At 68.0% G+C, this 23095-nt stretch carries 20 protein-coding genes, 1 tRNA gene and 1 other RNA gene; 11 read left to right on the forward strand and 11 right to left on the reverse strand.

Annotated elements, in window-relative coordinates; all coding sequences use genetic code 11:
* Window positions 1–80 precede the first annotated feature (80 nt).
* The 3 genes from recR to ffs all read right to left on the reverse strand — a co-directional run bounded on the left by recR (window position 81) and on the right by ffs (window position 3942).
* Entirely contained in the window at window positions 81–680 is a 600-nt protein-coding gene (recR, locus tag ARTB_RS16165) for a recombination mediator RecR (protein ID WP_018774392.1), read from the reverse strand.
* Window positions 681–731: 51 nt separating this feature from the next.
* A complete protein-coding gene (locus tag ARTB_RS16170; RefSeq protein ID WP_243181457.1) occupies window positions 732–3818 on the reverse strand; it encodes a DNA polymerase III subunit gamma and tau in 3087 nt (1028 codons plus the stop codon).
* Window positions 3819–3845: 27 nt separating this feature from the next.
* An RNA gene (gene ffs, locus ARTB_RS16175) (signal recognition particle sRNA small type) lies at window positions 3846–3942 on the reverse strand.
* 453 nt (window positions 3943–4395) lie between these two features.
* Here ffs and ARTB_RS16180 point away from each other — a divergent pair.
* Window positions 4396–4480 (forward strand) — tRNA-Ser (locus ARTB_RS16180).
* A 282-nt stretch (window positions 4481–4762) separates the two neighbouring features.
* Here the strand turns inward: ARTB_RS16180 and ARTB_RS16185 are convergent.
* Window positions 4763–5674: an oxygenase MpaB family protein gene (locus ARTB_RS16185; protein WP_243181458.1), complete on the reverse strand. Its 912-nt coding sequence runs from the start codon at window positions 5672–5674 to the stop codon at window positions 4763–4765.
* A gap of 216 nt (window positions 5675–5890) precedes the next feature.
* On the opposite strand from ARTB_RS16185, the gene ARTB_RS16190 reads away from it, so the two are divergent.
* The 4 genes from ARTB_RS16190 to ARTB_RS16205 all read left to right on the forward strand — a co-directional run bounded on the left by ARTB_RS16190 (window position 5891) and on the right by ARTB_RS16205 (window position 10633).
* Window positions 5891–7393, forward strand: a complete 1503-nt coding sequence (locus ARTB_RS16190; protein WP_243181459.1) for a M23 family metallopeptidase — start codon at window positions 5891–5893, stop codon at window positions 7391–7393.
* Window positions 7394–7530: 137 nt separating this feature from the next.
* Entirely contained in the window at window positions 7531–8016 is a 486-nt protein-coding gene (locus tag ARTB_RS16195; protein WP_028278012.1) for a glutathione peroxidase, read from the forward strand.
* 220 nt (window positions 8017–8236) lie between these two features.
* Window positions 8237–9448 carry a formaldehyde dehydrogenase, glutathione-independent gene (fdhA, locus tag ARTB_RS16200; RefSeq protein ID WP_028278013.1) on the forward strand — a complete coding sequence of 404 codons (1212 nt, stop codon included), beginning with the start codon at window positions 8237–8239 and terminating at the stop codon, window positions 9446–9448.
* A gap of 243 nt (window positions 9449–9691) precedes the next feature.
* A complete protein-coding gene (locus ARTB_RS16205; protein WP_243181460.1) occupies window positions 9692–10633 on the forward strand; it encodes a phosphodiesterase in 942 nt (313 codons plus the stop codon).
* Between the two features lie 43 nt (window positions 10634–10676).
* Here ARTB_RS16205 and ARTB_RS16210 read toward each other — a convergent pair whose 3' ends face one another.
* Together ARTB_RS16210 and ARTB_RS16215 are read right to left on the reverse strand one after the other, a co-directional pair.
* Window positions 10677–12215, reverse strand: coding sequence for a stealth family protein (locus tag ARTB_RS16210; RefSeq protein ID WP_243181461.1), 1539 nt, complete (start codon window positions 12213–12215; stop codon window positions 10677–10679).
* Between the two features lie 189 nt (window positions 12216–12404).
* Window positions 12405–13319, reverse strand: coding sequence for a hypothetical protein (locus ARTB_RS16215; protein ID WP_243181462.1), 915 nt, complete (start codon window positions 13317–13319; stop codon window positions 12405–12407).
* Window positions 13320–13514: 195 nt separating this feature from the next.
* On the opposite strand from ARTB_RS16215, the gene ARTB_RS16220 reads away from it, so the two are divergent.
* Together ARTB_RS16220 and ARTB_RS16225 are read left to right on the forward strand one after the other, a co-directional pair.
* Window positions 13515–13814 carry a type II toxin-antitoxin system VapB family antitoxin gene (locus ARTB_RS16220; RefSeq protein ID WP_026266597.1) on the forward strand — a complete coding sequence of 100 codons (300 nt, stop codon included), beginning with the start codon at window positions 13515–13517 and terminating at the stop codon, window positions 13812–13814.
* Window positions 13807–14484 carry a LytR C-terminal domain-containing protein gene (locus tag ARTB_RS16225; protein ID WP_243181463.1) on the forward strand — a complete coding sequence of 226 codons (678 nt, stop codon included), beginning with the start codon at window positions 13807–13809 and terminating at the stop codon, window positions 14482–14484. The genes ARTB_RS16220 and ARTB_RS16225 overlap by 8 nt, the downstream gene beginning before the upstream one ends.
* A gap of 33 nt (window positions 14485–14517) precedes the next feature.
* Here ARTB_RS16225 and ARTB_RS16230 read toward each other — a convergent pair whose 3' ends face one another.
* A complete protein-coding gene (locus ARTB_RS16230) occupies window positions 14518–15156 on the reverse strand; it encodes a TetR/AcrR family transcriptional regulator (RefSeq protein WP_018774380.1) in 639 nt (212 codons plus the stop codon).
* Between the two features lie 170 nt (window positions 15157–15326).
* Between ARTB_RS16230 and ARTB_RS16235 the strand changes: the two genes are divergently transcribed.
* From ARTB_RS16235 to ARTB_RS16245, 3 genes are all read left to right on the forward strand, one after another.
* Window positions 15327–16295: a helix-turn-helix transcriptional regulator gene (locus ARTB_RS16235; RefSeq protein WP_243181464.1), complete on the forward strand. Its 969-nt coding sequence runs from the start codon at window positions 15327–15329 to the stop codon at window positions 16293–16295.
* Window positions 16288–17151, forward strand: coding sequence for an SDR family oxidoreductase (locus ARTB_RS16240; protein WP_243181465.1), 864 nt, complete (start codon window positions 16288–16290; stop codon window positions 17149–17151). Before ARTB_RS16235 ends, ARTB_RS16240 begins: the two co-directional genes overlap by 8 nt.
* Window positions 17152–17312: 161 nt before the next feature.
* Window positions 17313–18293, forward strand: coding sequence for an aldo/keto reductase (locus ARTB_RS16245; RefSeq protein ID WP_243181466.1), 981 nt, complete (start codon window positions 17313–17315; stop codon window positions 18291–18293).
* A 58-nt stretch (window positions 18294–18351) separates the two neighbouring features.
* Here ARTB_RS16245 and ARTB_RS16250 read toward each other — a convergent pair whose 3' ends face one another.
* Window positions 18352–19602 (reverse strand): MFS transporter, encoded by a 1251-nt coding sequence (locus ARTB_RS16250; protein ID WP_243181467.1) that lies wholly within the window; start codon window positions 19600–19602, stop codon window positions 18352–18354.
* A gap of 74 nt (window positions 19603–19676) precedes the next feature.
* Between ARTB_RS16250 and ARTB_RS16255 the strand changes: the two genes are divergently transcribed.
* Window positions 19677–20219 (forward strand): ArsR/SmtB family transcription factor, encoded by a 543-nt coding sequence (locus ARTB_RS16255; protein ID WP_243181468.1) that lies wholly within the window; start codon window positions 19677–19679, stop codon window positions 20217–20219.
* Window positions 20220–20270: 51 nt separating this feature from the next.
* Here ARTB_RS16255 and ARTB_RS16260 read toward each other — a convergent pair whose 3' ends face one another.
* The 3 genes from ARTB_RS16260 to ARTB_RS16270 all read right to left on the reverse strand — a co-directional run bounded on the left by ARTB_RS16260 (window position 20271) and on the right by ARTB_RS16270 (window position 23050).
* Window positions 20271–21593, reverse strand: a complete 1323-nt coding sequence (locus ARTB_RS16260) for a nicotinate phosphoribosyltransferase (protein ID WP_243181469.1) — start codon at window positions 21591–21593, stop codon at window positions 20271–20273.
* Between the two features lie 130 nt (window positions 21594–21723).
* A complete protein-coding gene (locus tag ARTB_RS16265) occupies window positions 21724–22458 on the reverse strand; it encodes a DsbA family oxidoreductase (RefSeq protein WP_243181470.1) in 735 nt (244 codons plus the stop codon).
* A 55-nt stretch (window positions 22459–22513) separates the two neighbouring features.
* Window positions 22514–23050 carry a GNAT family N-acetyltransferase gene (locus ARTB_RS16270; protein ID WP_243181471.1) on the reverse strand — a complete coding sequence of 179 codons (537 nt, stop codon included), beginning with the start codon at window positions 23048–23050 and terminating at the stop codon, window positions 22514–22516.
* Between the last annotated feature and the right edge of the window lie 45 nt (window positions 23051–23095).

Genomic DNA, 23095 nt, shown 5'->3' on the forward strand with positions numbered 1-23095 from the left:
TTCCCGGGCGTGGGCGCTGGACATGTCCGCCGGGCCGGATGGTGGGCCGGGGTGTCGCTGCCGCGGCGGCCACTAGTGCGTCAGCTCAGGGCGTTGCGGCGGCCCTCGAAGGCCCTGCCGAGCGTGACTTCGTCGGCGTATTCCAGGTCCCCGCCCACGGGCAGGCCGGACGCCAGCCGGGTGACGGCGATGCCAATCGACTTGAGCATCCGGGCCAGATACGTCGCCGTGGCCTCGCCCTCGAGGTTGGGGTCGGTGGCGATGATGATTTCCTGGATGGCGCCGTCGTTGAGCCGGGTCAGCAGCTCACGGATCCGGAGCTGTTCCGGACCGATCCCGGCGATCGGATTAATCGCGCCGCCCAGCACGTGGTACCTGCCGCGGAAGGACCGCGTGCGTTCCACCGCCAGGACGTCCTTGGATTCTTCGACGACGCAGATAACCGTGGGGTCCCGGCGCGGGTCGCGGCAGATGTTGCACAGTTCCTGCTCGGTCACGTTCCCGCAAACCGTGCAGAACTTGACCCGTTCCTTCACGGTGGTGATGGCATCGACAAGCCGCTTCATGTCCTGCGGATCGGCCTCGAGGATGTGGAAGGCCAGCCGCTGGGCTGACTTGGGCCCCACTCCGGGAAGGCGTCCGAGCTCGTCGATCAGCTCTTGAACTGCGCCTTCGTACACAATGTCCTCGTTCGTTTGGAGTGGGGCCGGGGCCAGCCGGCAGGGGGTCTGCTAGAAGCGGGGCGGCAGCGGGCTTCCATCCAGGGAGCGCTCTTCCACCAGTTTCCCGCCCAGAATACGCTCGACGGCGGCCCGGCCGAAGACGCCCGATTCCTCGATCGTTTCGTCGTCGGCGCTGGGGATGTCCTGTACGTAGACGGTGGTCCCGGCGGCGGCTCGGGCGGGGGCCTTCGCCCGCCCGGCCTCGGCCTCGGGACTGTTCGACAGCCGCTGGTACAGGCTTTGCCGGCCTGCCGGAGCGGCAGCGTCGGGAACGGCAGTGACCGCAACAGCCTCCGCGACGGCAGCTACGGCAGCGGCGGCCACACGCGGCGCAACAGACTCCGCAACCGCCGGCGCCGGAGCCGCTTCGGCCCGGGCCTGGTGGTCCGAGGCCAGTCCGGACGGCGCGGACACGACACCCGCGTACTCCGGGATCTGTGCCGCCGCCGGCTCGTAGTGCACAGGCTTCGGCTCGGGCTCGGACGCAGCGGGCTCGACATCCGGGCTCGTGTACCGGCCGAGGTTCGAATCTGTGCCGACCGTCCAGACGCCGGGTGACTGCTCGACGGCGCGGGCCCACGCGTCATCCGACGCGTCCGGGTCTGCGCCCGGTGTCCCGGCCGGGGAACCGGCGGTTTTGGATGCCGGCGCGGCAGGGGACTTGCGGGCCGGAGCGGTAGCGACAGCCGCGGGCTCGGGGCGGCGCAGCGTGGCTACGGGCGAGGGGTCCCAATCCAGGGGTGGTTCCTCGTCCAGCGGAGGGGCGTCCTCGTCCCGGGGCGGTCCCCAGTCGTCATCGGCGTAGGACCCGGAAGGCTCCGAAGGGCCATCCGAGCCGGCTGCTGGCTCGGCTGCGCTGACCTGAGATTGGATCGCGGGGGCAGGCGCCTGCGGTTCCGCTGCCGGCTCGGCTGCAGGCGCGGCTGCGCGGACCTGAGCCTGGGCCGCGGGGGCCGGAGTGGGTTGCGTCGAAGGCATTGAGGCGGCGGGAACGTGCGCCGCGGCCGCCCGCGAGGGGACGGCTTCAGCGGCATCGTTGGCCGGAGATGGGGCCTGCTGGGGAGCCGGGCTCAGGCCCCAGGCGACGTCGGCCGATGTCGCCTGGCTTGCGGACGATGCCGGGGTCTCCGGGCTAGCCGGCGGCGCTTTTGGGTTTGGCTCAGAGCTCGCTGGGCTGTTGCCGCTGCCGGCCACGGCCCGGATCTGGCAATCGATGCCGATGGTCTTGTGGATCGCCTGCCGGAGGTTCTCGGCGTGGTCGGCCCGGCCGAAGGCGCCCGCCAGCCCCGTGGTGGTGAACGCGAGGGTCAGGACGTGGTCCTCGAAGTGGCCGACCTGGGCGTTGGGTTCCACCAGTGCCCAGGTGCTGCGTTTGATCTTGGTGAGCGTTTGCAGGATTTCGGGCCAGGCGCGGCGCAAAACCTCCACGTCGGCTCCGGGGCCGGCGGCAGACCCGGGAGCAGCGGCAGGCGCCCTGCCGGGCTCGGCCGGCTCGGGGCGCGCAGGGACGGAAGGTGCTGGGGTAGATGCCGCGGGGGCGGACGGTGCGGGGGCGGATGGGGCAGCCGCTGAGGCAGTCTCTGACGCGGGCAGGGACGGAGGCGCGGCGGCGGGACCTGCGGCCGGGGCGGGCCGGCTGGCCGCCGCGGATTCGTCCACAGGCCAGTCGCTGGTGCTGACCCGTGGCGCCGTCAGCGGTTCTCGGACGGGCTCGTCCTGCCTGGCGGGCGCGGAGACTGTGGCCGGCGGCTGCTCGCCCTGACGCGGGGCGGAGGGGGCGGTGGTTGTGGCAGCCGGCGCGGCGTGCGAGGGTGCGGCGGGCACGTCCGCTGCCGGCAACTGTGGCGCGGCTGCCTGCTCCGTGCGTGCAGGCGAAACGGCAACAGGTGCGGGAGCGGCGGCGAGGGGGGCTCCGACGTCGTTCCCGGCGTAGTTCAAACGCCGCTCGACGCGGTCGATCCGGGCTGCGATGCCGCGCTCGGTCTGCTCGGAGCTGGGCAGCAGGATGCGGGCGCACAGCAGTTCCAGGTGCAGGCGCGGCGAGGTGGCCCCGGTCATGTCGGTGAGAGCGGTATTGGTGACGTCAGCGGCGCGGGAGAGCTCGGCCGCCCCGAGGTTGTGCGCCTGGTTCTGCAGGCGGGCGATCTGGTCCGCCGGCATGCCGCGGAGGATGGACTGGGCCCTTTCGGGCATCGCCTGGACGATGATGAGGTCGCGGAAGCGTTCGAGCAGGTCCTCGACGAAGCGCCTAGGATCGTGCCCGGTCTGGATGACGCGGTCCACAGCGCGGAACACTGTGGCGGCATCCGACGCCGCGACGGCTTCGACGACGTCATCGAGCAGGGAGGCGTGCGTGTAGCCCAGGAGGGCGACCGCGAGTTCGTAGTCCAGGCCGTTTGGTCCGGCGCCGGCCATGAGCTGGTCGAGCACGGAGAGGGAGTCGCGGACCGAACCGCCGCCCGCGCGGATGACGAGCGAGAGCACCCCGGGCGCCACGGGGACGTTCTCCTGGGTGCAGAGCAGCTCCAGATACGCCATGAGAGGCTCCGGCGGCACCAGCCGGAAAGGGTAGTGGTGCGTGCGGGAACGGATGGTGCCGATGACTTTGTCCGGCTCCGTGGTGGCGAAGATGAACTTGATGTGTTCCGGCGGTTCTTCGACGATCTTGAGCAGGGCGTTGAACCCGGCCGACGTGACCATGTGGGCTTCGTCGATGATGAAGATCTTGTAGCGGTCCCGGACGGGGGCGTAGGTGGCCCGTTCCCGGAGGTCGCGGGCGTCGTCCACACCGCCGTGGCTGGCGGCGTCGATCTCGATGACGTCCAGGGAGCCGGAGCCGCCGCGGGCGAGTTCCACGCAGCTGGGGCACTTGCCGCAGGGGGTGTCCGTGGGGCCCTCGGCGCAGTTCAGGCAGCGGGCCAGGATGCGGGCGGAGGTGGTTTTGCCACAGCCGCGGGGGCCCGAAAAGAGATAGGCGTGGTTGACGCGGTTCTTGCGCAGGGCCGTCATGAGAGGCTCGGTGACGTGCTCCTGCCCGATAACGTCCGCGAACGAATCGGGGCGGTATCGACGGTAGAGGGCGGTAGTAACAGTCACAGATAAACCCTACCAATCGGCACAGACATAAAAGACCCCTCATGCACCCGCCAGAGCCCGTTTACCCTTGCTACCTTCCGGTCCTGGGGGAGTTCAACAGGATGACGCCACATGAGGGGCCGTCAGCAAGTTTACCTGACGATTGGGTGTGCCCCGAATTGGCCCGGTTTGGCCCTTAATCCTCGACGGGAGATGCCCATTCTTGGCGAGAAGGAGTGGGCTGCAGGAGTGGGCGCGGTGGGACTATGTCCAGCGGTCGGGCGGACCGCTGGGCATGTCCAAGTGGCGGGAGTGGGCAGTGTGTGGCATGCCCATTCTTGGCGGGAAGGAGTGGGCTGGTCGAGATTATGTCCAGCGCTCCGGCGGGCTGGGGGACATGTCCGGTCCCTGGAGGGGGCAGTGTGGGGCATGCCCATTCTTGGCGGGAAGGAGTGGGCATTTTGGGGCTATGTCCAGCCCTCAAGTGGGCCGCGGGGCGTGTCCCGCGGAGGAGCCGCAGGCCGGGGCGGGGAGGCCCAATTGGGCGAAGCTGGAAAGTTCAGGTATTCTAGTATCTGCTTTTGATTCAGAAGCAACTGGAGAATTCGCCTAGCGGCCTATGGCGCACGCCTGGAACGCGTGTTGGGTTAACGCCCTCGGGGGTTCAAATCCCCCATTCTCCGCGGCTGGCCCCGGTCCTCGGACCGGGGCCTTTTTGCGTCTCCGGGCCGTTCGTGTCCCCGGCATTTCTATCCTCGTGAGGTTCTCGTGAGGTTCTGGCCAAGGTTGCGTCCTCCGGCAGTACCGGCACCGATTCATCCGCCAAGTCGGCTTGGAGGCCGGGCCGCCTCGTGCCCCAGCCGCACTGCGCGCCCCCGGGGCCGCCCCGTGCCTTAGCCGCCCCCGTGCCCCAGCCGGCCCGCCACAAACCAGCAAAACCACCGCAGCCGCCCGCCGGCCCAGACTCAGGCCCGGTAGCCCAGCCGGCGCAGCCTGGCGCGGGCAGCTTGCTCGCTCGGGCCCATCCGGCCGAGGGCCACATGCACCACGCCGAGCGTGACCCGGGTGGCCAGGGTTACCGGCAGCGGTATCGGGCCCAGCCGCGCGGTCCGCAGGCCCAGAAGCTCCCGGTACTTGGGCTCGAGGCTTGCCACGGCGGCCGCGAACAGCACCCGGTAGCCAGGCCTGAGCGCGGGGTGCAGGGGCGGGTCGCGAATGAACGCCACCGTTTCGGTGACCCGTTCGTCACAGCGGAGCTCGCCGTCGTCGTACCAGCGGTCCAACTGCTGGCGCATTTCCGCTTCGCTCAGCGGTGGTGCCTCGACGCCCATCAGCCGGCCGGCCTGGGCCCACTCACGGACGTAGGCATCAGGTCCGCCAGGAATCGGCCGCCCCCACAGTTTGTGGGCAGAGAGGAAAGCGTCTGTGAAGGCAATGTGAACCCACCGGAGCAGCTCGGGATCATTGGCCGCGTAACTGCGCCTGATGCCGTGGCCGTCCACAAATTCTCCCCGCACCGTCCGGTGCAGCCGAAGAACCCAGTCCGATGCCGCCTTCGCCGTATCCGTGGAGCCATACGTCACGGTGAAGATCCAGCGGATCGTGCCAGCCAGCCGGCCCAGCGGGTCTTCGCGGAAACGGGAGTGATCGTGGACTCCGGCCAACGCGCCGGGATGGAGCGCCTGCATCAGCAGTGCCCGGATTCCCGCCACGATGGTTGGCATGTCCCCGTGCACGGCCCAGACGGCCGAGCCGGGCAAGTGGTACCCGGCGTCGTCCCCCTCGGCCAGACCCGGCACCCACTCGGGCACCGAATCGCGCGTCCCCGTGAACGTCTGTTTGAGTTCCGCCTGCCATTCCCTGAGGACATTTCGCATCCTTCATTCTTACCCGTCCCGGCGGCGTGCGGCACCTGCAATTGTGCGCAGAACTACTGGGGCGCCGCCGGCAAGCTACTGGGGACATCCGCGGATCTCCGATTGGTCCCGCAAAAGGAGCGCGCTGACGGTTCACAGACCCGGCCGTCTGTGGTCACATAGGGAGGTAAGTCCGTGAAGATTGGGGTCTGGCGGACATATAGCGGGAGTCATTTCGTGGGAAAACACTGGGGAAACTCATCGAGTGAGCAGTCAGCGAGGGCACGGACCATTGCCGTGCGCTGCGTGTCCGGAGGCCTGTGCCTGTCCCTGGCCGTGCTGGCATTCAGCGGCTTTCAGGGACTGAGCGCCTTTGCGACCTACGGCGCGCCCACCGCCGTCCCGACGGCCGCCATGCCTCCCTCCGGCGACGTGGGACCGGAAGCCCTGGACCCGCTGGCCCACTCCGCCGCGACCGCGCCCGCGGGGACTCCCGGCACCGGCGCTGTCACCGCCGATGCCCAGGCGCTCGTGGCCTTCAGCCGGAGCACGGTGGACACGGCCACCCGGGCAGGGGTGCGTGGCGAGCTCAATGTGGCCTCGGCGGCCCTGCACCGGCCCGCACCGGGTTTCCTCATGGCCCCGCTGGAATCACTGGTGCCCTCGTCCCCGTTCGGGCTGCGCACCAGCCCCCTGACGGGATTCGCGGGCGAATTCCACTGGGGCCAGGACTTCGCGGCCCCCTGCGGCACCCGGGTCTACGCCGCCGACGCCGGTGTGGTGCGGGCCGTCGGGTGGCACCCGTGGGGCGGCGGAAACCGGGTGGAAATCGACCACGGCAACGGTCTCATCACCACGTACAACCATCTGGAGGCGATCGCGGTCAAGAAGGGCGACTCCGTGCGGGTGGGGGAAATTATTGCCCGGGTTGGTACCACCGGATCCTCCACCGGCTGCCACCTTCACTTCGAAACCATCCTCAACGGCTCCCACACTGATCCGCGCGACTGGACATTTCTGCCCATCAAGCAGGTGGATCAACTCGGCCCGATCGACATGACCAGTTACGCACCCGACGCCGGTAAGGCAACCAATGCGGGGATTGGCTGGGCGATTCCTGTCCGGGAAGACCTGACCCATGTGGTGGCCGGCGGCGTTCAGGAGCAGCCTGCCGCGGTGGCCGCCAAGCCGTCGGCGAGTGCCTCGCCTGCGGCTACTGAAGCCGCCGCCGACAAACCGTCCCCAACGCCTTCCGCCACCTCTAAGCCGTCGCCCACGGGCACTGCCTCCGCGACGCCGACGCCGACGCCGACCGGCACTGCCTCCGCGACCCCGACGCCGACTGGGACTGCCACGACGACCACGCCTGCCGCGCCCACCCCGACCCCGTCGGCAACTGCGACCCCGACCCCGTCGGCGACCCCCACCCCGACGCCGACGGCGACCCCCACCCCGACGCCGGCGCCAACCCAGACGGGAACAGCCTCCGCCAAGCCATCAGCACCGGTATCGGTCCCGCCGCCGGTGGCACCGCCGTCCTCCGCGCCTGCGCCGTCCTCCGCAACCGCGACGGAGGCTGCCGCCAAGACGGCCACCCCCGTGCCGGCCCCGCTCACTGTGGAGCCGGACCCAATCACCGCGCCGGCCGATACGCCGAAGCCACGGGCGGCCACGCAGTCGGCCACGACGGCAGTGACAACAGAACCCTCAGCGACGCCTTCAGCGACGCCCGGCGGCTAGCCCCGCCGCGCCCCATGGCATTGTTCCGGCGTCATGTCCGGGAGGCACACCCATACCCGCAGCCCCCGGTGCCGAATAATGGAGTGACCAGTTCAGATTCCCTGCTCCGGACCATCGACAACGCAAGGACGCGCCCCATGACAGCTCTGCACTCCATTCCCCTGACCCTCATCGACGGGACCGAGACCGATTTTGGCCGATTCAAGGGCGAGGTGGTTCTGGTGGTCAACGTGGCGTCCCAGTGCGGTTTCACGCCCCAGTACGCTGGACTCGAGGCGCTGCACAACAAGTTCCGGGGCCAGGGCTTCCAGGTCCTCGGCGTCCCCTGCAACCAGTTCGCCGGGCAGGAGCCCGGCGGCGAGGCCGAGATCGCCGAGTTCTGCCAGCGCAATTTCGGGGTGACCTTCCCGCTGACAGTCAAGGCCAACGTCCGGGGAAAGAACCAGCACCCGCTCTACGCCGAGCTCACCAAATTCAAAACGGGAATCCTGCCCGGCCTGGTGAAGTGGAACTTCGAGAAGTTCCTCGTGAACCGCGACGGCGAGGTCATCGCCCGCTTTGCGCCCACCGTTGAGCCTGACGCGCCGGAGATCATCGAGGCTGTTCAGTCCGCCCTCGACTGACCCGACCGGCCCGGGGTCCAGAGGAACTCAGCCCTATCCCTAAGCATGCTTAGCGCCTAGACTGGCCGGACCCTCCAACATTCCGGACTTCCCCGCGGCGCAAGCAACTCTGGCAGCCGTCGGCAGTGTGGCCGGGTGTTCCTGTGGAGGGCGCATCAAAGAACTTCGTGAATCACACCAGGGCGCCCACCACGGGGCCCGTGAAAGCAGGAGGAAATAGATGACAGGGAACAAAGCCGTTGCCTACAAGGGGCCTGGCAAGGTCGAACTGATCGACATTGACTACCCCACCTTCGAACTCAAGGACGGCCCGGGGGTCAACCCCGCCAACGTGGGCCGGCAGGTGCGCCACGGCGTAATCCTCAAAACCGTGGCCACGAATATTTGCGGCTCGGACCAGCACATGGTCCGGGGGCGCACCACGGCACCCGCCGACCTGGTGCTCGGCCACGAGATCACCGGCGAGGTGGTCGAAGTGGGCCCGGATGTTGAATTCATCAAAGTGGGGGACATCTGTTCCGTCCCCTTCAATATCGCCTGCGGGCGCTGCCGGAACTGCAAGGAGCGCAAGACCGGCATCTGCCTGAACGTCAACCCCGACCGGCCGGGCAGCGCCTACGGCTATGTGGACATGGGCGGCTGGGTAGGCGGCCAGGCCAACTACGTCCTGGTGCCGTATGCCGATTGGAACCTGTTGAAGTTCCCGGACAAAGACCAGGCCCTCGAAAAGATGATGGACCTGACGATGCTCTCGGACATCTTCCCGACCGGATTCCATGGTGCGGTCACCGCAGGCGTCGGCGTCGGGTCCACCGTCTACGTGGCAGGCGCAGGGCCCGTGGGCCTGGCCGCGGCGACCAGTGCCCAGCTCCTGGGTGCCGCCGTCGTGATTGTGGGTGACATGAACGCGGACCGCCTGGCGCAGGCGCGCAGCTTCGGCTGCGAGACCATCGACCTGAGTAAGGGCGGCCCGGCCGAACAGATCGAGCAACTCCTGGGCGTCCCGGAAGTCGATTGCGGCGTGGATGCCGTGGGATTTGAGGCCAAGGGGCACGGGGCCGGAGCCCACGAGGCCCCCGCCACCGTCCTGAACTCGCTGATGGAGGTAACGGCCGCCGGCGGTGCCCTGGGCATCCCCGGGCTCTACGTCACCGGGGACCCGGGTGGCGTGGACGAGGCCGCGAAGAAAGGCTCGCTCTCACTCAGCCTCGGAACGGGTTGGGCAAAGTCGCTCAGCTTCACCACGGGACAGTGTCCGGTCATGAAGTACAACCGGCAGCTGATGATGGCGATCCTGCATGACAGGGTGCATATCGCCAAGAACGTCAACGCGAAGGCGATTACCCTGGAGGACGCGCCGAAGGGCTACGCGGAATTCGACGCCGGCGCGGCGACGAAGTTCGTGCTTAACCCGAACGGCTACCTGAGCTAGCGGAAACCGTAAACCCGGCGGCACTGTCCGTCCCGCCCCGAAGCCCCGGGGTTTCGGGAGTGCCGCCGGGCCTCCCCGCCCCGTATATGCCGGAAAGGGCATGTGAGGGCACGCCACCTGTTAACGCCCATTTTTCCAATATGCCTGTCCCAGTTTTTACATTGTTTGCCCAATGTCTGGTTGGATAGTTCTTACTGAGAGGGACCCTGGAAGCACCGCTTCCACCCAACCAAGAAGGCAGCAATGGAGCGCATCGAGGCCGAACACCCCCGGCCACGTCATTTCCTACTTCACCTGAGCGACCCCCACCTGCTGGGGGGTCCGCAACCCCTGCACGGCGTCGTGGACAGCGAAGCCCTGCTCAGGCAACTCTTCGAGGAGGTCCACGCCTCCGGAGCCCGCCCCGAAGCCGTAATCTTCACGGGCGACCTGGCTGACCTGGGCGAACCCGAGGCGTATGCCAAGCTCCGCGCCATCGTGGACCCGGCGTGCGAGGCCTTGGGGGCCAAGGTCATCTGGGCGATGGGCAACCACGACAACCGGGCCAATTTCCGGGCCGGGCTCCTGGACCAGGCCGACAATGACGCGCCCGTGGACCACAGCTACTTCGTCAACGGGCTGCGCATCATCACTTTGGACACCTCCGTGCCCGGCTTCCACCACGGTGAATTGAGCCACGACCAGCTGGACTGGCTCGCTGCTGAACTGGCCACCCCGGCCCCGGACGGGACCATCCTTGCCCTGCACCACCCGCCGGTACCGTCCGTGCTGGACCTTGCCGTGCTCGTGGAGCTCCGGGGCCAGCCGGCGCTTGCCGGCGTCCTGCGCAACTCCGATGTCCGCGCCATCCTGGGCGGCCACCTGCACTACTCGACCACCGCAACGTTCGCGGGCATCCCTGTGTCCGTGGCTTCGGCCACCTGCTACACGCAGGATCTGAACGTTCCGGTCGGCGGCACCCGAGGCCGCGACGGAGGGCAGGCGTTCAACCTGGTCCACGTCTACGAACACACGATCGTGCACTCCGTGGTGCTGCTCGGCGACTCGCCGGCGGTGGGGGAGCTGGTCTCCCCGGAGGAAGTCCAGCGCCGGCTCGCGGCCGCAGGGATCCATGTCCCTGAGAAGGCCAAGCTCGAGGCCCCGTCCCGGACGCCGGCGAACCGCAGGTACACCACCCTGAACTGATTCACTCCCCGGCCGACGCGGCGCCCGTTTTGGTCACGGTCCGTTACTTCTCCCAGGGCGCCTTGATGGGGTAGTACTTCTCCAGGAAGTCCGTGACCAGTTCGGCCCGCTCTTCCGCCGGGACCTCGGGGAAGCTGCCGTCGTTGAGGCAGAAGAAGTCCATGTTCCGCTTGGCCAGGAGTTTGGGCAGGTAGTTCAGGCCGGCCCGCGCCGTGGTGTCCACATACCTCACCTTGGCAGCTGTCTGGGTTACGGCCCGGCCCGTGAGCAGCGCGTAGTAGTGGTAGAACGAGTTGGTCACGGAGATGTTGTCCGCTGCCCGGAAGGTACTCGCGGCGGTCTTGGCAAACTCGGCCGGGAACTCCTGCTCCATCTGCTCGACCACGCTGCGCCGCAACGGGGCCGCCGTGTGCTCAAGGTGCCGGGTGGTGATGCGGCCGAAGCGGTTCCGGAGCAGCTTGCGGTTCACCCGGGCGGCGTTCTCAAAGCCGCTGCGTTCGGCGTCGTTGTCGCCCAGGCCGATCCGGGTTTCGGCCTCGATGAACTTCGTGATGCCGCCCGGAGTGAAGAACATGTCCGGGCCCACGGCGCGGCCGAAGAACATGTCGTCGTTCGAATACAGGAAGTGCTCGGAGAGCCCCTCGATGTGGTGCAGTTGACACTCCACGGCCTGCGAATTGTGCGTGGGCAGAACCGACGTGTCGGCGAAAAACTCTTCGCTCCGGACGATCGTCACACTCGGGTGGTCGGCCAGCCATGACGGCGCGGGGGAGTCCGTGGCGATGAAGATCCGGCGGATCCACGGCGCAAACATGTACACCGAGCGAAGGGCGTACTTGAGCTCATCGATCTGGCGGAAGCGGGCCTCGTGGTCATCGCCCTCGCCCACCACCACGCCGGCCATGCGGGCGCGGCGGGCCGCGATGTACTCGGGGGAGCTGCCGTCAACCCATGAGAAGACCAGGTCGACGTCGAAGCTGATGTCGCTGGCGTGGTCCGCGAACATGTTCTCGATGGTGGGCCACGTGTGGCCGTAGCGTTCCACCGTGCCGCGCACTGCGTCCTGGGCCAGCATGGTGCGGCGCGTCAGGGAGTTCTCGATCGGCAGGATCAGCTGATCGCCTTCGAAGCTCCACAGCTCCAGCTGGACGCCGGCGGAAGCCCCGAATTCAAAACCGCCCTCGGGTTCGACCCTGGGCCGGTAAAGCCGGAAGATCCGGGCCTGGCGGTTCGGCGACAGCTCGCCGTCGGCCACCAGCACGGACGACTTCTTCTTTGCGTCCACGCTCATGGAATACATCGGCTCGTCGCGGCACGCCTCCACGAGGGCGTCGCGGAGTTCCTTGCGGTCCTTCCAGTCGACGGCGACCACAGGGCGATGGTTGTTGCCGCGGACCAGCAGGTAGCCGATACCGGCGCCGGCCAGGACGGAACGCAGGAACATCAGGTCCTCGACCATGGCCTGGTACGGCGTGCGGTTTTCGTTGATCAGCGCATAGCGGCCGCGGTGGCGGACAACATCGGAGCGGGTCCGGAATCTGGCGACTGCGGCCGCCGACGTGACCTCGGCGTGGGCGTCCACAGATGCCTGGCTGCCATAGTAAATCTCGTCTTGGATCGCTGCTTCTGTAATGTCTGAGCTCCCGCTTCTTTGAGTGCGTTGGTGTCTACTTGCATGATAACGCGGGCCTCAAAATTGCCGCGGAAAACCGGCCGCCGCGCGGCGTGCGTGACGACGAAATGTGACCGACCGTAACGGCGGAGCGGGGGCTCAGCCGGTGACGATGGCCAGCCAGTGGTGCAGGAAGGCGGCGCCGGCGTCGTCGTGGATCACGTCTTCGCCGAGCCCCAGATCGGCGGCGGTGAGAACCTCGTAGGGTTTGACGGGGATACCGTCCGCGGGCCGGACGTCGACGTGCTTCACGGCGTGGTCGTTGTGGTGCAGCCAGTCGGCCATGGCGTAGTCCGTGCGGGAATCGCCCACCGTGCGCCAAGCCTGCGGCGTGATCCCCTGCGCGGCCAGGAACTCCACCGCCCGGCTCGCGCCCAGGTCCTTGCCCAGCCGGACCGATTCGATATCGGTGGAGATGATGGTCGGATCGACGCGGAAGTCGACCTGGTCATCCGAATCGGGGACGTGGTGGTCCAGCCGCACCACACCGAGCCCGTGCCGGGCCATGATGCCCATGGCGTCGGCGTCGAAGAGTTCCTGCTCGGCCCGGTAGTCGGGGTTGGGGACGGCAATGTGCTGCTCCACGGAGACCATGGCCCGCTTGGTTTCGTCGTAGAACATGTGGGCGGAGTAGTCCTCAGCCACCAGGCGGCGCACGTCATCGCCGAAGGCCTGCGGAATGGCGAGCTCGTGGTCCACGTGGACCGGGCCGGGGCCCTCCGCCGTGTAGCTGAACCAGACGGCGCCCTTCTCGCAAATGGCGTGGATGAGGGTGCCGGCGGGCATCCCGGCGGCGATCATCGGTTCCATGACCTGCTCGCGGATGAACGCGTCCGACCGGCCGGTGTTGAAGATGACCGGCACGCCGGCGGCGGCCAGGGCCACCAAGTCGGCGATGATGCCGGGCTGCACCTCGCGGGTGACCGGGCTCGCGACCGGACCGTCGACGTCGAGCAGCAGCGCCAGCACGGGGGCCGACGACGACGGAACAGGGGCAGTCTCGGGTGAAGTCATACGGCCATTCTGTCAGCCGCACGGGACGTTTGGGTGAGCCGCGCAGCAGATCGACGGCCCTGCGCTGGATGTGACAGGCGGCAGGCGCTGGTCGTGTCAACGCGTCGTGTGACAAATGGTTACCGTTTGGCCACAACCTCACGCCGCCGGGGGACATTCGTTCCTTCGGGCGTCGAAGTTCCCTAGGCTGGCAAGGTGATATTCAAAGCTGTGGGCGAGGGCCGCCCGTACCCCGACCATGGTTACACCACGCCCAAGGACTGGGCGGCCCTGCCCCCGCGTCCTGTCCGGCTTGATGAGCTGGTGACCACGAAGCGCACACTGGACCTTGAAGCCCTGCTGGCCGAGGACTCCACGTTTTTCGGCGACCTCTTTCCGCACGTCGTGGAATACCGCGGCGTCCTCTACCTTGAAGACGGCCTGCACCGGGCAGTCCGCACCGCGCTGCACCAGCGCACCGCAATTCATGCGCGGGTCCTCGTGATAAATGGCTAGGAAGCCGCCAGACGTCAGAGTCCTGCACGGGCACCGCGTCATCAGTGGCTCCGAGCTGAGGGCCACGTTCGTGGAGCAGGACGATACGGCAAAGAACCCCCACCGGCTGCGGCGCAGGATCCTGCACGGCGTTGTCCTGGTGATGCTTGTCGGCCTCATCGTGGCCGCGATCGTGGTGGCCCTCGCCATCATGAACGGCCAGATCAAGATCCCCGGGGCGGAGCGGAGCAGGGCGGCAGTGTCGGTGTGCCCGGCGGCCACCTACGACTACGCGCCGCCGCAGAAGGTCCACGTCAACATCTACAACTCCACGAGCCGGCCGGGCCTGGCCCGGAGCGTGGCCGACCAGCTCGCCGCCCGGAAGTTCCTGGTGGGTACCGTGGGGAATACGACGTCGAGCTACCGCGGCGTGGCGCTGGTGGTCTCCGGTGCCGCGGGCCAGTCGGCCGCCTTCAGCGTCCAGCGCCACGTGCCCGGCTCGGACTATGTCCAGGACGGCCGCGCGGACGCGAGCGTGGACGTGATCATTACCGGCGACTTCAAGGAACTGGCCAAGCCGGAACTCGTGGACCAGACGCCGGGCCAGCTCAGCTGCCCCCGCGAGAACCGGCGCATCGTGGATGAGGCCACGTTGCCCGCCGTACCCACGGCGACGCCCGGCACGGGCTAAAGGCACAGCTTTCCGGCCTTCCCGGCGCGGGACCTAGCGGATGGTGCGGACCGGCCGGCCGGCGTCGTCAAACCTGGCCCCGGCCCCCAGCTGGACAAACCGCACCGTCCGGGCGAGCCGTGCCTCGGCCTCGGCGTCCTGGCCCGCCCCGTCGCCCCGCGCAGCGCTTGAGGAGAGCGTGCCGTGGATGAGCTGGGCCAGCTGGGCAATGTCCGACTCGGGCAGGTACCCCTGGGCCATGCCGTCGCGCAGGATGCCCCGCAGGAGCACGCTGAGCTCACCCACGTGGTCGGCCAGTTTGGCGAACGACGACGGCGAGAGCACCGCCGCCATGGCCGGGCCCGGCGGCAGGTGGCGCCGGCTCAGGTCCTCCACCTGGGCGCGGACGTAGACGGCCAGGCGCTCCACCGGGTTCTCCAGTGCATCGAGGGATTCGCGCAGATCGAGCAGGAACCGCTCGGTCTCATCCAGCGCGTAGGCGATGAGGAGCTCTTCGATATCCGCGTAGTAGTTGTAGACGGCGGTCCGGCCGATCTGGGCATGGCGCGCGACGTCCGTCATCGTCAGGCCGGGGAGCCCGTGGGTGAAGAGGAGTTCCCCGAACGCGGTCAGGATGCGGCGCTGGGTCTCGGCACGTTGGGCGGCGTTGCTCGCGGCCGAAATCCTAGGCATACGCACACTTTAGCGCGATCTGTCACCAAAGCAGCCGGGCGGCGGACTGTGACACGGCCAGGCTATGAACATCGACCGGTTCTGAGGGGCCACACCTGTATCCACCGCCTCAACTGGGGGTGTCTGATAGACACTGCCACCGCCCGTCCGGCCTGCGTAGCGTGGTGGATGTGGACAGAAAAGATGAAATCCGAGACTTCCTGATCTCGCGCCGGGCGAAGATCACCCCGGATCGGGCCGGCCTCCCCAACTATGGCGGGCTGCGCCGCGTGCCGGGGCTGCGTCGGGAGGAAGTCGCCCAGCTCGCCGGGGTAAGCACGGACTACTACACGCGGCTGGAACGCGGCAGCATCCGCGGCGTCTCGGACTCGGTCCTCGACGCTGTGGCCTCCGCCCTTCAGCTGGATGAGGCAGAGCGGACGCATCTGATGGACTTGGCCAGGACGGCCGACACGCCGTCCTCCCGGCGGCCGGTGCGCCGGCCACCGCAGCAGAGGGTCCGTCCCGGAGTAGTGCGTTTGCTGGACAGGATGACCGGAGCGGTGGCCCTGGTGCAGAACGGACGCTCGGACGTGCTGGCCGCCAACTCCTTGGGGCGCGCGCTGTACGGGCCGATGTTCGAGTCCACAGCAGCCGCTGGCCCGGAGGCTCCGGGCCAGCTGCCGAACCAGGCACGGTACCTCTTCCTCGATCCGGGGGCAGGGGACTTCTACCCCGATTGGTCCGCAATCGCCGCCACCACGGTGGCGATGCTCCGATCGGAAGCGGGACGGAATCCCCATGACCGCGCATTGAACGAACTAGTCGGCGAGCTGACCACACGCAGCGGGCACTTCGCCGCATTGTGGGCCGGCCATGACGTACGGATCCACACCACGGGAACCAAGCGCTTCCACCATCCGGTCGCAGGCGACGTGTCGCTGCAGTTCGAGACGCTCTACCTTCCCGGCGATGAGGGACAAACTCTGTACACCTTCACTGCGGAGCCGGGGTCCGCGTCCGAAAACGCGCTGGCGTTCCTTGCCAGCTGGGCGGCAACGCCTCCGGCGAAAACCACACCCGGCGACTCTTCCATCCCGGATCTGCGCTCCCACGCGCGGCCCGGAACACTTAACCCAGGAAAGACAGAACATGACTGAGCAAAACGACGCCAAGACCGGGCAGAAAGTCTGGTTTATCACCGGGGCAGGCCGCGGTTTGGGCATTGACATCGCCAAGGCCGCCCTGGCCGCCGGCCACGCAGTCGTCGCCACCGGCCGCAACCCCGACAAGGCCGCCCTGGCAGTCGGCGAGAACGAGAACCTGCTGGCCGTAAAACTCGACGTCACCAACCCCGCCGACGCCACCGCCGCCATCGCCGCCGCCGTGGACCGGTTCGGCCGGATCGACGTGCTCGTAAACAATGCCGGCAACTTCTACGCCGGGTTCTTCGAGGAAATCTCCCCGGAGGACTTCCGGGCCCAGATCGAAACCACCATGTTCGGACCCATAAACGTCACCCGTGCGGCCCTGCCCGTCCTGCGGGCCCAGCGCTCTGGCCTGCTGGTCACAATCTCCTCGACCGCCGGCATCGCCGGCGGGGAGTTCCTTTCCGCATATGCCGCCTCGAAGTTCGGTGTCGAGGGCTGGGCCGAATCCCTGGCCCCCGAAGTCGACCCGTTCGGCATCCGCACCATGATCGTTGAGCCGGGATTCTTCCGCACCGAGCTCCTCACCCCGGAATCCACCAGCTACGCGGCATCCACTATCGGGGACTATTCCGAGCGGACCGAGCAGACAGTCACCGCGTGGAAAGGGATGAACGGCCTTCAGGGCGGGGACCCGGCCAAGCTCGCCGTCGCCCTCGTCCAACTGGCGGAGCTGGATGAACCGCCGCTGCGCTTCGCCGCCGGAGCGGACGCCGTTGGAGTCTTTGAGGCCCGGGCCAAGGAACTCCAGGTCCAGGCCGACGCCCACCGCGAGCTCTCCAGCAACCTGGCCCACGACGACGCCTGACACCGACGCAAACTGACGACGTCGGGAGCGTCCCGTCGTCGTCCACCCAGTCTCGACATATCCGCTGGACGCCAATGGCTACCGGCCGCCCAAAACCCTTGCCACGCTGTGGGCAGTGCCCGCATTCCAGGCCGGGGAACCACACCCAAAGGAAATACACCATGAAGAACGCACTCCTCGGAAGCCTGGAAGTCTCCCGCGTCGGACTCGGCGCCATGACCATGGCCGGCACCTACACCAGTGAGGGCGCCCTGGATAACGCGGAGTCGATCCGGACGATCCACCGCGCCCTTGACCTCGGGGTCACCCACATCGACACCGCGGAGATCTACGGGCCGTTCCTGAGCGAGGAGATCGTCGGCCAAGCCGTCAAGGGACGCCGCGATCAGGTCAGGATTGCAACGAAGTTCGGCCTGGTCTCCCATTCCGGGGGCGGCCCCGGCGTGGTCGACAGCAGCGCGGCGAACGTGAGGGCCGCCGTCGAGGGCTCCCTCAAGCGCCTGGGCACCGACCACATCGACCTGTACTACCAGCACCGGATCGACCGGAACACCCCGATCGAGGAGACGGCCGGCGCGGTTGCTGACCTGATCACCGAGGGCAAGGTGCTGCACTTCGGGCTGTCCGAGGCCGCCCCGGAAACCATCCGCCGGGCACACGCCGTGCAGCCGGTCTCGGCATTGCAGACGGAGTACTCGCTGTGGACCCGGGACGTGGAGGCGGAGATCCTGCCGCTGCTGCGCGGCCTCGGAATTGGGTTCGTTCCGTATTCGCCGCTCGGACACGGGCTGCTGACGGGCCAGATCCGCTCCGTCGATGACTTAGCCGACGACGACTGGCGCAAGACCAACCCCCGGTTCACGGGTGGGAACTTCCGCCGCAACCTCGCGATCGTCGACGAGGTGAAGGCCATCGGCGCCGAGATCGGCGCGACCCCCGCGCAGACCGCCCTCGCGTGGCTGCTGACCCGCGGGATCGACATCGCCCCGATCCCCGGCACCCGCCGGGTCTCCCGGGTCGAGGAAAACACCGCGGCCGACGGGATCGCACTCACCCGTGACCAGCTGGAGCGGCTGAACGCGCTCCGGCCCGCCGCGGGGGAACGCCACGACGAAGCCAACATGGCCTCGATCGACAGCTGACAGCCATCCGGCACCAAACAAGGGGCGCGGATGCCCGATCCGCGCCCCTGGCAGCAACTTAGGATTCGACGTCGGCCGCGGCCATTGCCTTGTTTGTGAGGACGGGCATCATCCCCAGTAGCGCGAGCGTCAGCACTCCCATGATGCCGAACATGACCTGCAGCCCCAGCCATTGGGCCAGCAGACCGCCGGCTGCTGCACCAAGCGGCATGGTGCCCCACGCCAGCAGGCGGTAGGCGCTGTTGACTCTGCCCAGCAGGCGGTTGGGAGTAATGCGCTGGCGCAGGGATACGGTGATGACATTCCAAAGCACGATCAGCATGCCGCCCACAAAGAAGATTGGGCCAAGAACATAGGGGTTGTCGGTCAGGGCGGGCGCGCCCACGAACAGCGCGGCCCCGAAGATCGTCAGCATCAGGGACGTCGACCGGCCGAGCCTGGCCTCCACCCGCTCGGACATGAACGAGCCAACGAAGGCGCCGAGAGCGGAGGTGGTCAACAGCTGGCCGAACCCCACTTCGGACAGCCCCATCTGTGAAGCCGGGCCCACGGCAAAGAGCACCAAGACCGCGAAGGCCGCGCTGGATGCGAAGTTGAACACCCCGGTCATCACCGCGAGTGTGCGCAGGATCTTCTGGTTCCAGAGGAACCGCAGCCCCTCAGCAATGTCGAATCGCAGTGTCGTCTTCTGCTCACGTTCTGTGCGAAATGCCCCCGGGACCAGGAGCAGGCCGCCAACGGCCGCAAGCCACAGGGCCGCCGGCACGGCAACGCCCGCAACCAGACCCATGGCCACCAGCAGCCCGCCCAGCGGGGGACCAATGAACTGGTTGGTGGTGAGCTCGACGGCGTAGAGCCGGCCGTTGGCGCGCGAGAGCTGGTCCCTGCGCACCAGCTGGGGCATGATCGACTGCGCGGAGGTGTCGTAGAGCGTCTCAGCCACACCCACCATCAGTGCGACAACGTACAGCGCCCAAATGGAGCCCACATCCAGCAACACGACGGCGGCCAGCAGGGCAGGCAGCACCGCCCGGCTGAGGTTGGCCCACAACATGAGCTTGCGCCGGTCCAGCCGGTCGGTCAGCGCGCCGGCAGTGAGGGCGAAGAGGAGCCAGGGAAGCGTCGCTGCGACGCTCAGCCCGGCAACCAGGGTGGGTGACTGGGTGAACTGAATGGCCAGCAGCGGCAGCGCGATCTTGAAGACGCCGTCCGCGAGGTTGGAGAGCCCGGAGGAGGTCCACAGCTTCCAGTAGGACGCACCCAGCGGCGCACGATGCCGTTCCTTCACCTGCGCAGCGTGACTAGTCATAGGTGGACCATTCCACAGTGATTGAGAAAATTCAAGGTGATTGAATCCAGTACATCGGATTGTAGGATTGGGACATGACGGACCCAGAGCAGTCGAGGGCGGACCAAAAAAGACCCGTCGCGAGCGCCCGGGAAATTAAGGCGCTGGCCCATCCGCTGCGCCTGAGGATCCTGCGCCTGTGCGGGCTCCACGAACTGACCAACAAACAACTCGCCGACCGGCTGGGCCAGGATCCCGGAACGGTGCTTTATCACGTGCGGCAGTTGCTCTCAACGGGGTTCCTTGAACCTGCCGGGGTCCGCACGGGCGAGAGTGGCGCGCTGGAGAAGCCGTATCGTTCCACGGGGCGGTCCTGGAAGCTCGACACCGCACTGAGTGAAGCCGGTCCCGCCGGTCCGCTGGCCCCGCTCGAGGCGTTCCGGGAAGAGCTGACAGAAGCAGGACCGGAAGCGCTCGCCAGCCTCTCACGCTTCGTTCTGCACCTCTCCGAGGAAGATGCTGAGGACCTCACCACCCGCATCCACGCTGTGCTGAGTGAATACACCGACAGCGACAGGCAGCGCTTGGACCAGCCCGCCTACGGCGGCATCTTTGTCCTGCACCGGACGTCAGACTAGGTCGCCGTCCTCCCAGAACGAACTTTGGGTCTTGCGTCGCCTTAGCGGGCTTTATTCGTAGATAGTGGGGATGGCCGGCTCGCCGGGCTGCAGCCTGTCCACCACCCGGGGCAGCTCCGCCATGGAAGCCGTGTGCCGGTCCCGGGCCCGCCCCACCGCGTCCGGGCCCGTCCAGCCGGGCTGGATTTCGCCGTCTTTCATGAACTGCTGCAGGAGGGGGCGTCCGTTTCTTCCGGCGGCCGGTGGGTGGTCCACGCCGAGGACCTCGTGGGTGGCGGTGCCGCGGTCGTCGAGGCGGCGCACGGCGAATTTGCGCCCGCCCATGTTGATCTTGTCCTTCGAGGTCTTCGCCACAGCAGCCAGCTCACCGGAGTCACCAGCCCGGCTCACCAGCTTGTAGACCATCCCGGCCGTTGGCGCCCCGGATCCGGTTACCAGGGACGTGCCGATGCCATAGGAATCGGCCGGGGCGGAGCGGAGCGCGGCGACGGCGAATTCGTCCAGGTCCGAGGTCACCACGATCCTGGTGTGCACGTTGCCGAGGCTGTCCAGGAGTTCGCGGACCCACCGTGCCTGGGCCACGAGGTCTCCGGAGTCCAGCCGGATGGCCCCAAGTTTGTCTCCGGCGAGGTCGACGGCGGTGCGGACGGCCGCTTCGACGTCGTACGTGTCCACGAGCAGCGTGGTGCCGGACCCGAGCGAGGCAAGCTGCGCCGCGAAGGCGTCGCGCTCGGAGTCGTGGAGCAGGGTGAAGGAGTGGGCCGCGGTGCCGATGGTCCGCAGGCCGTAACGCCGTCCGGCGGCCAGGTTGGACGTGCCGGAAAAGCCCGCGATGACAGCCGCGCGGGCCGCCGCGGCGGCCGCTTCCTCGTGCGTGCGGCGGGAGCCCATCTCAATGCAGGGCCTGCCGCCGGCGGCGCTGGTCATCCGGGATGCGGCCGAGGCGATAGCGCTGTCATGGTTCAGCACTGACAGGACGTAGGTCTCCAGGACGCAGGCCTCGGCGAACGTCGATTCGACGATCAGGACGGGGGAGTGCGGGAAGTAGGCCTCGCCCTCCGGATAACCCCAGATGTCGCCGGAGAACCGGAAGGCGGCCAGGTGCTCCAGGGTGTCCTCGTGGACCACGCCGGTGGCGGCCAGGAAGGCGAGGTCGTCCTCGTCGAAGCGGAAGTTCGCGATCCCCTCGAGGAGCCGGCCGGTGCCGGCCACGATGCCGTACCGGCGCCCGGCCGGCAGTCCCCGGGCGAAGGCCTGGAAGACGGACCGGCGGTGCGCGGCCCCGGAGTGGAGGGCCGCCTGGAACATGGTCAGCTCATAGTGGTCGGTAAAAAGGGAGGTCCGGGGTCCGTCCGGTCCGGCCGAAGTGTCCATGATCAACTCTAGGCCGGGCCGCCCGAAGCCGCAGGATGCCGCCAGTGCCGGGAGTTCGCCGGAAACGCCCCGAGTCGCCGGAAACTTCCGGCGAGTCCGGGAGTCTCCGGCGACTTCGACGATGCCGGGCTCAGACGGGGCAGCCGTCCGGGCCGCAGGCGCCGGATTCCGCGTGGGAATCGGTGGTGGCATCCGCAGCTTCCGCGCCGGCGCCCACCATGACCAGCGGGTGGCTGTCCTGCCACGCCTGCTCGAGGGCGGCGGTGAAGGTTTCGGCGGGCTGGGCGCCGGAGAGTCCGAACTTCCGGTCGATCACGAAGAACGGGACGCCGCTGATGCCCAGGGCGCGGGCCTCGGCGATGTCGTTGCGGACGGCGTCGGCGTAGGTGTCCGTGCTGAACAGTTCGGCCAGGTCGCCGGCGTCGAGTCCGAGGTCAAGGCCCAGAGCGGTCAGGTACTCCTGGCTGCCGATGTCTTTGCCGTGCTCGAAGTGGTCGCTGAGCAGGCGTTCCTTCGCAGCGTCCTGCTTGCCATAGGCGGCCGCGAGGTGGATCAGCCGGTGGGCCGTGAAGCTGTTGGCGACCACGACGGCGTCGAACCGGTAGTTCAGCCCTTCGCCCTTGGCCTGGGCCGCAACGTGCTCGAACATCTGCGATACCTGCGCCGGAGCCATGCCCTTGCGCGTGCTGAGATAGTCCAGTTCGGTGCCGTCGTAGTGCTCCGGGAGCGTGGGGTCCAGCTGGTAGCTGCGCCACTGCACCTCCACGGAATCACGGTGCGGGAAGGCCGCGAGGGCGGTTTCGAAACGGCGTTTGCCGATGTAGCACCAGGGGCAGGCGACGTCGGACCAGATCTCAATCTTCATGCCCGCAACAACCGCGCCGCCGCCGGGTCCATTCCCCGGCGGCCTGTCGGCTTCGTCACGACGCAACCGGGCGCTCCATCACGAAGTCGTGTTCCACGGTGGTGCCCAGCTGGAAGGACTTGGTGCCGACCTTGCGGAAGCCGGACTTTTCGTAGAACCGGATGGCCCGGGCATTCTGGCTGTTGACGCCGAGCCAGAGCCCGCGGGCGCCGGCCGCCGCGGCCGCGCCGATGCTTGCATGCATCAGTTCGGCCGCGGCGCCGAGCCCGTGGTGCTCCGGGTGGACGTAGCACTTGCTGAGCTCGGTGCACGGCAGTTCACTCAGGACCGCGGCCACCTCCGGGTCCCGGGCGGGGCGGGCCACCAGCAGGCTGTAGCCGCGGAGGTCGCCGTCGGCGTCGATCACCAGCACCGTGACCGCCGGATCTGCCAGATAAGCCCGGAAGTTGGCCTCGCTCAGGGTATTGGCGAGGTGCGCCGCGATGTCCTCCGGCCGGGATTCCGGCGGGCACGCCAGCGGGAAGGTGACGGCCGCAAGCGCTGCCAGCCTCCCGGCGTCGTCCGCGGTGGCTGTTCGGAGTATGTGGGTCATGGGGGATCTCCCGGCAGATGGTGAATTTCTCTCCGGCCAACGCCG

It is taken from the genome of Arthrobacter humicola (genome assembly GCF_022803015.1).
Lineage (GTDB): Bacteria > Actinomycetota > Actinomycetes > Actinomycetales > Micrococcaceae > Arthrobacter > Arthrobacter humicola_A.